Annotated in this window: 12 protein-coding genes and 1 pseudogene; 4 read left to right on the top strand and 9 right to left on the bottom strand. The window is 62.9% G+C overall.

Annotation, left to right across the window (positions count from 1 at the left end):
- Window positions 1–159 precede the first annotated feature (159 nt).
- From NL528_RS07530 to NL528_RS07520, 3 genes are all read left to right on the top strand, one after another.
- The gene (locus NL528_RS07530) at window positions 160–687 is read left to right on the top strand and encodes a GNAT family N-acetyltransferase (RefSeq protein ID WP_309182068.1); all 528 of its coding nucleotides are present in this window, start codon (window positions 160–162) and stop codon (window positions 685–687) included.
- Window positions 688–779: 92 nt separating this feature from the next.
- Window positions 780–2,153 (top strand): MATE family efflux transporter, encoded by a 1,374-nt coding sequence (locus NL528_RS07525; RefSeq protein ID WP_309182067.1) that lies wholly within the window; start codon window positions 780–782, stop codon window positions 2,151–2,153.
- 68 nt (window positions 2,154–2,221) lie between these two features.
- Entirely contained in the window at window positions 2,222–2,665 is a 444-nt protein-coding gene (locus NL528_RS07520) for a DUF2147 domain-containing protein (protein ID WP_309182066.1), read from the top strand.
- 10 nt (window positions 2,666–2,675) lie between these two features.
- On the opposite strand, the gene NL528_RS07515 is transcribed toward NL528_RS07520, so the two are convergent.
- Complete coding sequence (locus NL528_RS07515; RefSeq protein ID WP_309182065.1) at window positions 2,676–3,824, bottom strand: DUF3095 domain-containing protein; 1,149 nt, start codon at window positions 3,822–3,824, stop codon at window positions 2,676–2,678.
- A gap of 186 nt (window positions 3,825–4,010) precedes the next feature.
- On the opposite strand from NL528_RS07515, the gene NL528_RS07510 reads away from it, so the two are divergent.
- A complete protein-coding gene (locus NL528_RS07510; protein ID WP_309182063.1) occupies window positions 4,011–4,673 on the top strand; it encodes a DUF2278 family protein in 663 nt (220 codons plus the stop codon).
- A gap of 15 nt (window positions 4,674–4,688) precedes the next feature.
- Here NL528_RS07510 and htpG read toward each other — a convergent pair whose 3' ends face one another.
- From htpG to NL528_RS07470, 8 genes and pseudogenes are all read right to left on the bottom strand, one after another.
- Complete coding sequence (htpG, locus tag NL528_RS07505; protein ID WP_309182062.1) at window positions 4,689–6,557, bottom strand: molecular chaperone HtpG; 1,869 nt, start codon at window positions 6,555–6,557, stop codon at window positions 4,689–4,691.
- 104 nt (window positions 6,558–6,661) lie between these two features.
- The gene (locus tag NL528_RS07500) at window positions 6,662–7,468 is read right to left on the bottom strand and encodes an MBL fold metallo-hydrolase (RefSeq protein WP_309182061.1); all 807 of its coding nucleotides are present in this window, start codon (window positions 7,466–7,468) and stop codon (window positions 6,662–6,664) included.
- A gap of 284 nt (window positions 7,469–7,752) precedes the next feature.
- Window positions 7,753–7,983 carry a hypothetical protein gene (locus tag NL528_RS07495; protein WP_309185371.1) on the bottom strand — a complete coding sequence of 77 codons (231 nt, stop codon included), beginning with the start codon at window positions 7,981–7,983 and terminating at the stop codon, window positions 7,753–7,755.
- Window position 7,984: 1 nt separating this feature from the next.
- A pseudogene (locus NL528_RS07490) lies at window positions 7,985–8,092 on the bottom strand (RNA polymerase subunit sigma); the annotation flags it as partial.
- A 364-nt stretch (window positions 8,093–8,456) separates the two neighbouring features.
- Window positions 8,457–8,711 (bottom strand): hypothetical protein, encoded by a 255-nt coding sequence (locus tag NL528_RS07485; RefSeq protein ID WP_309182060.1) that lies wholly within the window; start codon window positions 8,709–8,711, stop codon window positions 8,457–8,459.
- Between the two features lie 198 nt (window positions 8,712–8,909).
- The gene (locus NL528_RS07480; protein WP_309182059.1) at window positions 8,910–9,260 is read right to left on the bottom strand and encodes a hypothetical protein; all 351 of its coding nucleotides are present in this window, start codon (window positions 9,258–9,260) and stop codon (window positions 8,910–8,912) included.
- A gap of 353 nt (window positions 9,261–9,613) precedes the next feature.
- Complete coding sequence (locus NL528_RS07475; RefSeq protein ID WP_309182058.1) at window positions 9,614–11,137, bottom strand: hypothetical protein; 1,524 nt, start codon at window positions 11,135–11,137, stop codon at window positions 9,614–9,616.
- A gap of 178 nt (window positions 11,138–11,315) precedes the next feature.
- On the bottom strand, window positions 11,316–12,377 hold the full coding sequence (locus tag NL528_RS07470) for a putative sulfate exporter family transporter (protein WP_309182057.1): 1,062 nt from the start codon (window positions 12,375–12,377) through the stop codon (window positions 11,316–11,318).
- Between the last annotated feature and the right edge of the window lie 72 nt (window positions 12,378–12,449).

The raw sequence follows: 12,449 nt of genomic DNA, 5'->3' as shown, positions 1-12,449 counted from the left end.
GAATCATACCATTTGCCGGTATCTCAGCAAGGTAACGGCCGATGATCTGTGATTTCGATCACCAAATCCGCTCGATTTGAGAATTTTGTTCGAGGCCGCGCCGGAATCGGTAACTTTCCAGCCGCGCAACGGCTATGACGGGAGCGCGAAAGGTCTGCAATGAGCATCGAAATCGACGTCCTGAACGGGGACGCCTCCTGGAAATTGGCCGAACCGCTGCTGAAGGCGGTCTGGCCGCCCCATGTGCTGGAAAAGCTGCCCTGGGGCGATGTCGTCTTTGCCCATGCCGACCTCAGGGTGCTGATCGACGCGCCCTCGGGCGGCCTCGCCTGCCATGTCGGCATCTATTTCCGCACCGTCACCTGGAACGGCCGCAAGGTTAGTGTCGGCGGCATCGGCGGCGTTGCGACCCGCGAAGACTGCCGCAGCCACGGTTATGCGAGCGTGGCGCTCAACGCCGCAATCCAGACCCTGCGCCACCACGAAGCCATCAGGTTCGGACTGCTGTTCTGCGAGCCGCACAATTTCGCATTTTACCAGGCGCGCGGCTGGCATCCCTTTTCCGGCGAAATCTACGCCGAACAACCCGGCGGGCGAATTCGCTTCGAGGCATTGGCCCCGTTCGTTCACGACATCGGGCGGGCGCCGCGCGACGGCACCATCGACCTATGCGGCCTGCCGTGGTGACCCCTGCATAGCCGTGGGTGGCCTGCGCATCAGCCCGCCAATAATATGTTAATCGTAATCTTTTGAATTAAAGGCCGACCGATCGGTGACGCATGACCATTGACGCCCCGATCGATGCGCGCCCGGCGGCCGTCCCGATCAACAGCCTGTTGACCGCGCCGATTCTGCCGACGCTGTTGAAGCTCGCCATTCCCAACACGATCGCGATGTTCGGCAGCACATTGGTTGCGGTGGCCGAAACCTCCTATATCGGCCGGCTCGGCACCGAGCCGCTGGCCGGAATCGCGCTGGTGTTTCCCTTCATCATGCTGACGCAGATGATGTCGGCAGGCGCGATGGGCGGCGGCGTTTCGTCGGCGATCAGCCGCGCGATCGGCGCCGGCAATCGCGACCGCGCCGCGGCGCTGGCGCTGCACGCCGCCATGATCGGCGTCTGCGCCGGACTGTTCTTTACATTGATGATGCTCGGCTTCGGCCGCGAATTCTATTTCTCGCTGGGCGGACGCGGCGGCGTGCTCGAACAGTCCATGCAATATTCGCAGGTGCTGTTCTCCGGCGCGATCTCGATCTGGCTGGTGAATACGCTGGCCTCGGTGCTGCGCGGCACCGGCGATATGCACTTGCCGTCGGCAACCCTGATCGCAACCGCGATCGTCCAGATCGCGGTCGGCGGCGGCTTCGGCCTCGGGCTGTTCGGCCTGCCCAAGCTCGGCATGCGCGGCGTCGCCGCCGGTCAACTCACCGCCTTCACGCTCGGTGCGATGTTCCTGGCGTGGTATCTCTTGAGCGGCCGCAGCCGGCTGACGCTGAATTTTGCAACCTTCAAGTTCCAGCGCGACATGTTCGTCGATATTCTCAAGGTCGGCGCGGTCTCCTGCCTGTCGCCGCTGCAGACCGTGCTGACCATCCTGATCTTCACCAAGATCCTGGCGAGTTTCGGCACCGAGACGCTGGCCGCTTACGGCATGGGCTCGCGGCTGGAATTTTTGCTGACCCCGATCGCATTCGCATTCGGCGTCGCCTCGGTGCCGATGGTCGGCATGGCTGTCGGCGCCGGTCTGGTGACGCGGGCGCGGCGTGTGGCCTGGACCGCCGGCATAGCTGCCGGGTTGACCGTAGGTCTCATCGGCCTTGTGGTTGCGATCAGGCCTTCGTTGTGGGTGTCGCTGTTCACCAGCGATCCCGGCGTGAACGCGGCGGCCTATTCCTATTTCGCTCTCGCCAGTCCCGCCTTCGGCTTCTTCGGCGTCGGCGCCTGCCTCTATTTCGCGGCGCAGGGTGCAGCGAGAGTTGGCGGGCCGGTGCTGGCCGGCACCGGACGCCTGCTGCTGGTGGGCGTGGGCGGCTGGGGGCTGGTGGCGTCGGGTGCGCCGGCCTGGACCTTGTTTGCGCTCGTCGGCGCCGCGATGGTGGTGTACGGGCTCGGCACAGTGCTGGCAATCAAGGTCACAGACTGGGGCAAATAGCCCCAGTTTGTTTGGCATTGCACAAATTCCATTTGTTGCTATTCAGGCCTGCTTCTCGAGGATGACTGATGGCCTGCAGATTCGCATTTTTCGTTGCAATGTTACTGGCGTTGCCGGGCGCATTGCCCGCGCGCGCGCAGACTGCCGGCGATCCGTCCGGCCTCTGGCTGACGCAAGCCGGCGATGCCAAAGTGCGCGTCAACAAATGCGGCGCCGGGATTTGCGGCGTCGTGGTCTGGCTGCGCGAGCCGACCGATCCCGCCACCGGCAAACCTCAGGTCGATGACAAGAACCCCAATCCGGCCCTGAGGCAGCGCCCGATGATCGGGCTTCCGCTGTTCGGCGGCATGCGCGCCACCGCGCCCGGCAAATGGTCCGGCCAGATCTACAACGCCGACGACGGCAGCACTTATGCCAGCAACGTCTCGGTGACGGGTCAGGACACGCTCAGGGTCGAAGGCTGCGTCGGCGCACTGTGCGGCGGCGAAAACTGGACGCGGGCGGGACGCTAAGACCGGATTCTCAAGCAGGCGTCGCCTTCAGCGCGGTCGCCGCCGAGGCATAGCCGCCGCGCGCGCCGTCGATGAAGTGGATGTGGTCGCTGCGCATCACCGACGGCGTGAAGCAGGTCATCATCGCGGCGTCCTGCCGGTGCAGGCCATAGCGCACGATCCCGCTTGAGGCTGCCGCCACCAGAATCTGCGTCAGCGCACGCTCGAGTTCCGGCGTGCAGTCGAGGATCATCCGCAACCCGTCGTCATATTTGCGGAAGTCGGAATTCTCCACCACCTGCTGCACGTAGGTTTTCGGCACGAAGTTGCCGACCTTGATGCCGAAGCGCATGACGACATAGGCCCACAGGGTAACGGCAAGCACCACGCCGCGGCGCTTCAATAGCGAGCCGCCTCGCGCAGCACGCGCCTCGTATTCCACACCCTGCGGCGGCCATCGCAGCGGCGGACCGCCCGGCGGCACCGGACGTCCCGCGTCGGGGCTGCGCTCGGAGAGCGCGATGACGTCCTCGATCACCTTGCGGAAGGCGCGCGGATCGGCGCCTTGCGCCGGCACCACCAGCACCGAGAGGATGAGACCACGCGCGGAAGGAATTTCCTCGAACCGGCACGAAAGCCCGCTGAGATCGGGCTGCGTGCCCGGAGACGCGGGCTGAACCGCGAACTCGCCGCGCTTCATCGCCGCATCTGCCCAGCCAAGACCGCCGCCGGAAAACATCGCATAGGACAGATTGGGCGATGGTCCGAACCGGGCGACGCGGACATCCAACCCGTTTGCCCGGACCGCCGCGACCGGCACCAGCGCCACCCGCATCACGAGGTCGAGACTTTCTTCGACCCAGGTCGCGGTCGCCGCCAGCGCCTCGCGCGCGCGTTCGAGATCGCCGGGCGACACCGCAAAGCTCGCGCCATCGCCGCCGAACACGAAGGGAAATTCGCGGCCGTCAAGCGCATTGGTGACGGCGGCGATGACGGAGGCGCCGGCCATGTTGACCGCCTTGTAGCGCTGCGCCGCGATCGCCTTGGTCGATTCCACGATGTCGGCGACGCCGATGCTCCAGTCGTCCGGCAACGGCGAATACAGCGCCGGGTCCATCAGGCTGCCAAAGCCGCGAAAGACCGGAATGCCGCCGTAGAAGGTGTCGCTGCCGTCGGTCATCGTGATCCAGACTTATCCCGTGCTCGAAGCCGTGTAGCAGATACGGCCGGATTTGGCATTCGGTTCGCACGGCGGCCGGATGAAATCCGAACTCCCGCGCCGCAACTGTGTCCTACTTCACCAACCCGTCACATCCTGGGTTGTATTTATATTCCCGACAATCAGGCAATCGGAAGGAGTGCCGCCATGACCCTTGCCTATGGATACGTCAAGACCAAGGTGACTTCGGAGCCAATCATGCAGCCGTCGCGTCACGGGCACGAAACCCAGTATCACCTGCACTGCAATCTGCAGGTCGATGGCGCCACCTGGGACGTCGCCGTCAATGTCGGCACCAACGACGCCGACGATCTGCTCAAATACAAGCTCGCGTTCGATTTCCGCCACCCGCTGATCCAGACGCTGGAGGCCGCCGCTGCCGGCTCGCACGATCTGACCGGCCAGGCCGCACTTCCCGCGCTCGACTTCCTGCGCAGCGACCTGCTTGCCAATACCGGCAAATGGCGCGACAGCGACGTGATGGACGGTTCCGACACCGCCGAACCCGCGGGCTCGCTGAAGCGCCTGCTGTCGAAAGCGCATCAGGAAAATCTCGACGTCTATATCTTCGGCCGCTTTTACAGCGAAGGCGACGGCCTGCACGACGTCCACCTCAATCAGGGATCGACCCAGAGCTTCATCCATCGCCCGGGCAATGATTCCAACGACCACAACGACGTCTGGCAGGACGGCGCGGTGCTGGTCAATGTCGGCAATCCGGAGTGGGCGGCGTACTTCTCCGCGTTCAACCAGCAGCTGGTGCCGACCGACGACCTCGGCAATCCCCTGCCGGGTGGTGCTACGATTTGAAGTCGCTCGCCTGCCCTATCCCTTCGCCAGCCCGCGCAGCACCAGCTGATTGAGCCGGCCCGCGAACGCCGCCGGGTCGTCCGGCAAATCGCCGTCGAGGATTTGCGCCTGCTCCAGCAGCAGCAACGACAGATCCGCGGCCGCGTCCTTTGCGCCGGAAATCGCCGCGACCAGCGGATGGCGCATGTTGATCTCGAGGATTGGCTTTGTGACCGAGCCTTTGTTCTGCTGCGCCAGCAGCCGCTCCAGCATGCGATCGCGCCCGTCACCGCCGGCGACCAGACATGACGCGCTCGACGTCAACCGCTGCGATGCCCGCACGTCGGAGACGCGATCGCCGAGCGTATCCTTGATGACGGCGATGGTCGCGGCCTCGTCGGCGGCGGAGTCCTCCTTCTTGTCGTCGGCCTTCTCCTCGAGCAGCGGGATCAGGCCGAAATCGACATCGCCCTGGCTCAGCGACTTCAGCGGCTTGCCGCCGAAATCCAGCGGCGCCGAGGTCCAGAACGCGTCGACCGGATCAGTCAGCAGCAGCACCTCGATGCCGCGCGCTCTGGCGGATTCCAGCTTCGGGTTCGACTTCAGCCGCTCGATGCTGTCGCCGGTAAGATAATAGATCTCGGTCTGGTTCGGCTTCAGGTCCTCGACATATTGCTTGATCGAACGCTTTTCGCCCGAGGTCGTGGTGAAGCGCGACAGCGCCAGCAATTTCTCGCGCCGCTCGTAATCCTCCCAGAGGCCTTCCTTGATGACGGCGCCGAACGCGTCCCAGATTTTTGCGAACGTCTCCGGCTCCTTGTCGCCGAGGCTTTCGAGTTCGCCTATGACGCGGCTGGTCACGGCCTTGCGGATTTGCGTCAGCTGCGGATTGTTCTGCAGCATTTCGCGGGAAATATTGAGCGGCAGATCCTCGCTGTCGATGACGCCGCGGATGAAGCGCAGATAGGCCGGCAGCAGGTCGGCGTCGTCGGCGATGAAGACGCGGCGGACATAGAGTTTTACCTTGCCCTTGCGCGCCTGGTCGAACAGGTCGAAGGGTTTTGTCGAGGGCGCAAACAGCAGCACCGCATAGGACTGCCGTCCCTCGGCGCGGTAATGCAGCGTCATCGCCGGCTCGTCGAAGGCGCCGGCGATCGACTGGTAAGCCTGCTTGTAGTCCTCCGCCGTTAGCTCCGATTTCGGCCGCTGCCACAGCGCGCTGGCGGAATTGATCTGGCGCGGCTCGCCTTCTTCGGGAACCAGCTCGATCGGAAACTGGATGTTGTCGGAATAGGCGCGGACGATGCGCTCGATCTCGTAGGTCTCGAGATATTTTGCCGCGTCCTTTTTCAGGTGCAGCACAATCTCGGTGCCGCGCGCGACCCGCTTGCCGTCTTCCTCGCTGGCCGGCGCGATCTCAAAACCGCTGCCGCCCGATGAGGACCAGGTCCACGCCTCATCGGCGCCGGCGCGGCGGCTGGTGACCATGATGCGGTCGGCGACCATGAAGGCGGAATAAAAGCCGACGCCGAACTGGCCGATCAAATTGGCGCCGTCCTTGGCCTCGGTGAGGCGGGACAGGAAGGATTTGGTGCCGGAGCGCGCAATGGTGCCGAGATTGTCGATCAGCTCCTGCCGGTCCATGCCGATGCCGCTGTCGACCACCGAGAGTGTGTCCGCCTTTTTGTCGGGCTGGATGCGGATTTTGGGCGGCGCGCCGTCGGAAATCAGATCGGGCGCGGCGATCGCCTCATAGCGCAGCTTGTCGCAGGCATCCGACGCATTCGAGATCAACTCGCGCAGGAAAATATCGGTCTCCGAATAAACCGAATGCACCATCAGGTGCAGGAGTTCGGCGACCTCGGCCTGGAACGGCTGGGATTCGGGGGCGGTGGTAGTGGTCATGACGGGGCTCGATGGTCAAACGGAGTGACGGGAAAGGCCTGATATAGCGATACTATCTCGGGTGGCAAGATTGTAACGGCCGAAATCACTGCCCGCGGTCCAGCCTAATCCGAAATCGCCGCGAGATATCGCCGGACCGAGGCATCGAACGCCGCCTTCGCGCCCGCCGCGATATTGCGCCCCCACCACGCCCCGTAGATGCGATCGAACGCCAGCGGCTCGACCGCGCCGGCTATCCTACGCACGGACGCCGCATTCATGGGAATGTAGTTCGGATAGCTGTACATGAAGCTCAGGGATCGCCGGTCCATCGCCACCATGGCGACATCGCCGGTGAGCAGCGCCCCCCGGCCATCGGCGCCGGCGCGCCAATGCATGATCGTGCCGCCGGCGAAATGCCCGCCGGTGCGGACCAGAACAATGTCGTCGGAAATCCGATGGCTTTCCCCCGACCACGGCACGATCGCGGGATGCGGCCGCGTGATCCACTGGCGATCGTCGCCGTGCAGATAGACCGGCACGCCGCCGAATGCCTCGCTCCAGTCGGCGACCGCGCCGTAGTAATGCGGATGAGAAATCGCGATCGCTTTCAGGCCGCGGAGCGACCTGACGTGGTCGACCGCCTCGCTGCTGACGAGGGGAATGCAATCCCACATTACGACGCCATCCGGGTCCGGAACCAGCAGCGCGCGCTGCCCGATCGCAAAACTCGGCTCGACACCGATCCCAAGAATTCCGAGATCGTCGCGCCAGACAAGTTTATGGCGTTTCGCCAGTTCCTCCCGGGTGAGCCACGCCTGCCCTTTCCAGTTCACAAACTGCCGCTCGTCCTCGCAGATCAGGCATGACGGGGGCGGCGCGGCGTTTTCGGGAAACTGGGCACCGCATTGTTCGCACGTCCAGAACGGCATCAATGGCCCTCCAATCCGGAGAGAAAGGTAACGCAAAATGAAGTGGGCGGAAGCACAAATTAAAGCGCCTCAACCGGGCATGGCTGAGGCGCTTTTTGTGGAGGCTCGGCCGAAGTTGGGGCGACTTCGTCCGGGCAACCACGTGCAGGCCGGCCATCCGCACATAGACAAAGACCGGGAGAAGCCCGCGCTTATTCGGCGCCATGCGATATTTTCGAATCGACGGATCTGCCGACCGCAATCCGAACGGCGCGCAGGCTAGAGACATGCCAGCGCATACGACCTCAACGCGTCGCGGCGGTAAACGCATGCTCAAAGCTCGCGAGCTTCTCCATCGGCAGATCCGACACGGCAACATAGGTAAATTCGTGATCGCTCCAGCTTCGCATGTTGTAACCGGCGACGACACCGTCGGGTACCGATTGTCCCTGCTGCAGACTGATCAGGCTGATGGTATGCGCGGCATGAACCCCGAATGCCGCGAAAGGCGCGCAACGCGGCGTCCTGAACGACATCTTCCGCGTCCGAGGCGCTGCCGGTAAACCAGCGCGCCAAACGATAGGCCTCCGCCGTATGTGGCAGAAACGTTTCATCAAACAGAGTGCGCTCGTCTTTATCCTGCACGATCGAACCGGCCGCCGACCTACCGACCCGAGACCGCGTTCAAGACTTGACGATCACTGTTCCGACCGTCCTTCATCGGAAACAGCGACTGGTAATGTTAACTCGGCTGGCCGGCGATTTATTCCCGGGAGCCGTTCGACGTTGCCTTCATGCGGCGCTGCAGGCGAAGACCTCGCCGCACGGCCATTCGGGCGCCCGAAGCATTCGCTCAAGCCGCGGATACAACTCTTGCAGTTCTTCGGCATCGATGCGCTGGACTTGGTGCCCACAAAATAGAAAGGGCGGTCTGGACGAACCGCCCTTTCCCCTGGCTACCCCGGCTGCCATGCTCAATCACAGCCGGAGCAACCCGAGCGAAAAATATCTATCGCGTGACGCCGGCCGCACCGCCGCGTTGTGTCCGCGGCGTTGTCACCGGTGCCGGCGACACGTTGCGCGTGGACGCCATGGCGTTGGACGCGCCGCCTTTCGGCCACGCCGTGCCGATGCCGAGACTGGAATTGGGATAATAGAACGACTGCGCACCTGGCTCCTGCACGACCGGTTGCGCCGACAAGGGCGTCACCATCGACGCCGCTACAATCGCAGAAACCCCAAGTGCCATCAGACCTTTGATCATCGAACTTCTCCAACAGTTGACCCGGCGTTAGTGCAATGGGCCACTGCGACATTGACTCGAACAGGCGCCGGAATATTCCGTCCCTCTCAACCGGCTGGATTCACGTGGCCGTAACCAGCAAGTGAAGAGAGCGCGAGCGCTTCAGCGATGATGCGAAACCGCCGGGGGCACATGCGCGCGCCCGGCGGGTAGAGCCGGTCAGAACGGATAGTAGCGAAGCTGCGTCATGACGATGTGATCGTCGGTCTTCGGAGCGCCGCCGACGCCCGCAAACGCGAAGCGCTGGTTGTAGGAATACTGGGTACCGACCTTCACCGCGCCATACGCGCCCTTCAACACGGTGTCGTAGAAGCCGATCGTGTATTGCCGAACTTCCGACGTGTTGCCGTTGCAGGTCGCAGCCGGCGAATTTTCGATGTTGCGGCCGCTGTTGTTGTAAAGCGGGTTGCCGTAGCCGAACGGTACGGTTCCGACATTGGAGAACGTGGGGCGCGTTTTCTCCAGCCCGACATAGGCGTAGAGATCGAGCGCCGGCGTCGTATGCCACACCCCGCCCGCCTGCCGTTCGTCGGACTGAATCGCTACGGAAACACGCCTCAGCCTCGTGCGAGGCCGAGGCGTGTCCGGGAGTAGTCGTCGAGATGTTTCAACACGATCTGAGTTCGGCTTGCTTCTGACCGGGAGAACTCACTCGCTCTCTCGGACAGACACGCGCCTCCCTCAGAAGAGATATCGACAGCCGAAGCGAAACATTCCCGGCTGGATAAAAACTTTTTTGATGGTCCGCGTCGGCGCGACAAAACGTCCGCCCAAAAAAAGCGCCTCAGCCCGGGGAAGCTGAGGCAAGTTTACGCCATGAGACTTTCGAAGCGCGATCGGATTGGCCGCCCCTTGATCCCGATTCAGAACCGGTAACGAAACCCGACAGTCGGGTCGATCGAGGACCGCTGCAGGAAGCCGTTGGCAAGGCCATTCGACACCTGCGACCACATCATGCCGGCGTAGGCATTGGCGTGCGGAGAGAACTTGTAGTCCGCAACGAAGGAGACCGCATCGATCTGGCCGCTGCATTGCGCAAGGCTCGCGTCCTTGCAGCGACCGAGATTCAATGTAGCCGGCGTCCCGCCCTGAAAACTGTTCTGCTCTTCGCGGTAGTAGGCGACAGTGAGCTCGATATCGGATCTGACGGCATATTTTACGCCGGTCCAGAATACCTGCAGGATCTTGTCGGTGCCGAAGGCGGTGTTGTTGACGGTGCCGAGCGTGTAGCCCGCGAGGAAGTCGTTGCCCGCCGCCAGCGGCGTTTTCGGATTGGCGAAATCGATGTGCTCATAGCCGCCGAAAAGCTTGAGCGGGCCGTAGGCGTATTTGGCCAGCAGCATGACGCTGGTGTTGTCGGAAACCGTACCGGAGACGAAACCGTTGCCTGCATTGCTCAGCGTCGCAGGCAGGACGGTTCCCACGGGCAGCGGCGCCGAGGTAACGGCGTCGGTCATTTTCCCGACAACGGCATCGACCGACAACCCGAGATAATCCCCGCCGACTTGACCTTGAATGAACGTCCGCGGACCCGCGCCATCCTGTGCACCGATCGAGGTCTCGACGACAGCACGGAATCCCCCGTAGCTGACGGCATATTTGAGCGCCCTGTCCAGAATGCGATCCTCGGTAGCGCCACCGCCACCGGTGGCGCCCTGGAAACCGATCAGCGAAAAGGCTGCCGAACTGCCCAACGGGTCGTAGGCGACCACCCCGTCCGACGTCAGCGCTCCCTGTCGTCCGAACGTCAAGGTGCCGTAGACCGGCGAACTGAGGCCCCCCCACGCCGCGATGTTGAACGGCTGGCCGTCTCTCGCGGAATCGGCGAACGAATTCTGGGCGCCGACCGCCAGACCGTTGTTTTGCACGATCGAGCCAAGTCCGTCGGAAAGCTTGCCGGACTGGGGATTAAACGCGGTCTGCAGATTGAATACCCCATACACATTGTCGATCAGCTCCTGCTTGCCCTTCAGCCCGATGAACGAGCCGCCGAACGGATTGGGCGCCACACCAAACTGCGAGCCGTTGCTGTTCTTTGCGATGAGATAATTCCAACCGGCGCCGGCCGAATTGTTCAGCGGCGCGCCGTGGTTCTGATAAACCGCGCCGACGTCGACCTGGCCGTAGAGCGTGATGCCGTGCCAGGTCAGGCTATCATCCTGGTCGAGCTTCTTGACCACGGCCTTGTAGGACGCGGCCATGGCGTCAGCAGGATTTTCGGATTTTTGCGTGAGGGCCTTGGGCGCGACAGCCGGGCTGGACTCGAGCTTGCGTTGTCGTCTTTCAAGATCGGCTATCTTTTTGGTGAGGACTTCATTTTGCTGACGGAGCTGCTCCGACTGGCTCTTGAGATCCAATAACTCTCCGGCGTTCGCAGCCGTCGCCATGCCGAGACTCGCGGCAGCAATTATCAATGCCCTTTTCAAGACCTGCTCTCCCCCTGTCGGGGCCGATGGAACGAGACCCCACAGAGAGATGACTGGAATTCAAAGCAGGAAATTCTCGAGCTGCATTTTTATTTTCTCGCGTCGCGTCGCACCGCTGTGCGCATCGCGCGGGCGCATCTCAATGGAACAGATGAACCAGTCCGATGCTGATCGCGAGCAACGCGAGCAAGGACAGCGTGACGGCTGCCGTCACCTTGCCGCCAATGCCGGCGAGAAGACGAATATCGACGCCGAGGCCAAGTGCGGCCATCGAGACCACCGTCAGGAACGCCGCGATCCTGGTGACGGGCGCGACAACGCCATCCGGGACCAGCTGGAAGGAACGAAACGCGGCAAGGACGAGAAAGCCGATGATGAACCAGGGCACCAGCGTGAACGGGCTCATCGCCTTCATCGACAATCCGCCCGCCCGCTTGCGCGACATCAGGATGGAAAGACCGACCACGACCGGGCCCAGCATCAGCACGCGTGTCAGTTTCACCAGCGTTCCGATCTGGGTGCTGACCAGACCGGCGGGCAATGTGGCCGCGAGCACCTGAGGGACGGCGTAGACCGTAAGGCCGGCAAGAATTCCGTACTGCGTCGCCGATAGACGTAAGAGCGGAATCAAGAGCGGCAGACCCAATACCATCAAGACGCCGAGAACGGCGGTAAAGGAGATCGAGGACGCGATGTCATCGCCGTCGGCGCCGATGACGGGCGCCACCGCCGCGATCGCGGAGTTTCCGCAGATGGAATTGCCGCAGGCAATCAGGATCGCGAGCCTGGTCGACAGGCCGAACATTCGACTGAGGCTGTAACTGACGGCGAGCGCAACGACGACGGTCGCAACGATCGCAGCCATCAGGAGGGAGCCGGCGGCGGCGATCGCAGCAAAGCTGATCGACGCGCCCAACAGCATCACGGCGAGTTCGAGCAGTTGCTTGGCGCTGAATGCGATGCCGACCGACCAGCGCTCGAGCGGATTCCAGACGGTGCGGATGGCGACTCCCAGCAGGATCGCGATGACCAGCGCCTCGACATAGGGATGCGCGAAGGCGCGCTCTTCCAGGCTCTGGGCACCCATTGCGACCAGTGAAATCAGCGCACAGAGCGCGACGCCGGGCAACAGCGAGATCAGCCGGCTGACCGTGCGTCCCAGCCGGCTTCGGGAATTGGAAGGCTCCCCGTCTTCAGGCACAAAAACTCTCCGCTGTTAGGAGAATTTATGCGCCGAACCCGCAATTAAAGATAATATCTTTTCGGCCTGCCC

The organism is Bradyrhizobium sp. Ash2021 (assembly GCF_031202265.1).
Classification (GTDB): Bacteria; Pseudomonadota; Alphaproteobacteria; order Rhizobiales; family Xanthobacteraceae; genus Bradyrhizobium.
Note: the sequence above shows the minus strand (reverse complement) of the source record. Positions and strands in the feature narration are given on the sequence as shown.

Excerpts from the sequence above, each read along its gene's own strand:
- NL528_RS07530 (WP_309182068.1), top strand. The coding sequence starts at position 160 with ATGAGCATCGAAATCGACGTCCTGAACGGGGACGCCTCCTGGAAATTG.
- NL528_RS07525 (WP_309182067.1), top strand. The coding sequence starts at position 780 with ATGACCATTGACGCCCCGATCGATGCGCGCCCGGCGGCCGTCCCGATC.
- NL528_RS07520 (WP_309182066.1), top strand. The coding sequence starts at position 2,222 with ATGGCCTGCAGATTCGCATTTTTCGTTGCAATGTTACTGGCGTTGCCG.
- NL528_RS07515 (WP_309182065.1), bottom strand. The coding sequence starts at position 3,824 with ATGACCGACGGCAGCGACACCTTCTACGGCGGCATTCCGGTCTTTCGC.
- NL528_RS07510 (WP_309182063.1), top strand. The coding sequence starts at position 4,011 with ATGACCCTTGCCTATGGATACGTCAAGACCAAGGTGACTTCGGAGCCA.
- htpG (WP_309182062.1), bottom strand. The coding sequence starts at position 6,557 with ATGACCACTACCACCGCCCCCGAATCCCAGCCGTTCCAGGCCGAGGTC.
- NL528_RS07500 (WP_309182061.1), bottom strand. The coding sequence starts at position 7,468 with ATGCCGTTCTGGACGTGCGAACAATGCGGTGCCCAGTTTCCCGAAAAC.
- NL528_RS07495 (WP_309185371.1), bottom strand. The coding sequence starts at position 7,983 with ATGTCGTTCAGGACGCCGCGTTGCGCGCCTTTCGCGGCATTCGGGGTT.
- NL528_RS07485 (WP_309182060.1), bottom strand. The coding sequence starts at position 8,711 with ATGATCAAAGGTCTGATGGCACTTGGGGTTTCTGCGATTGTAGCGGCG.
- NL528_RS07475 (WP_309182058.1), bottom strand. The coding sequence starts at position 11,137 with ATGGCGACGGCTGCGAACGCCGGAGAGTTATTGGATCTCAAGAGCCAG.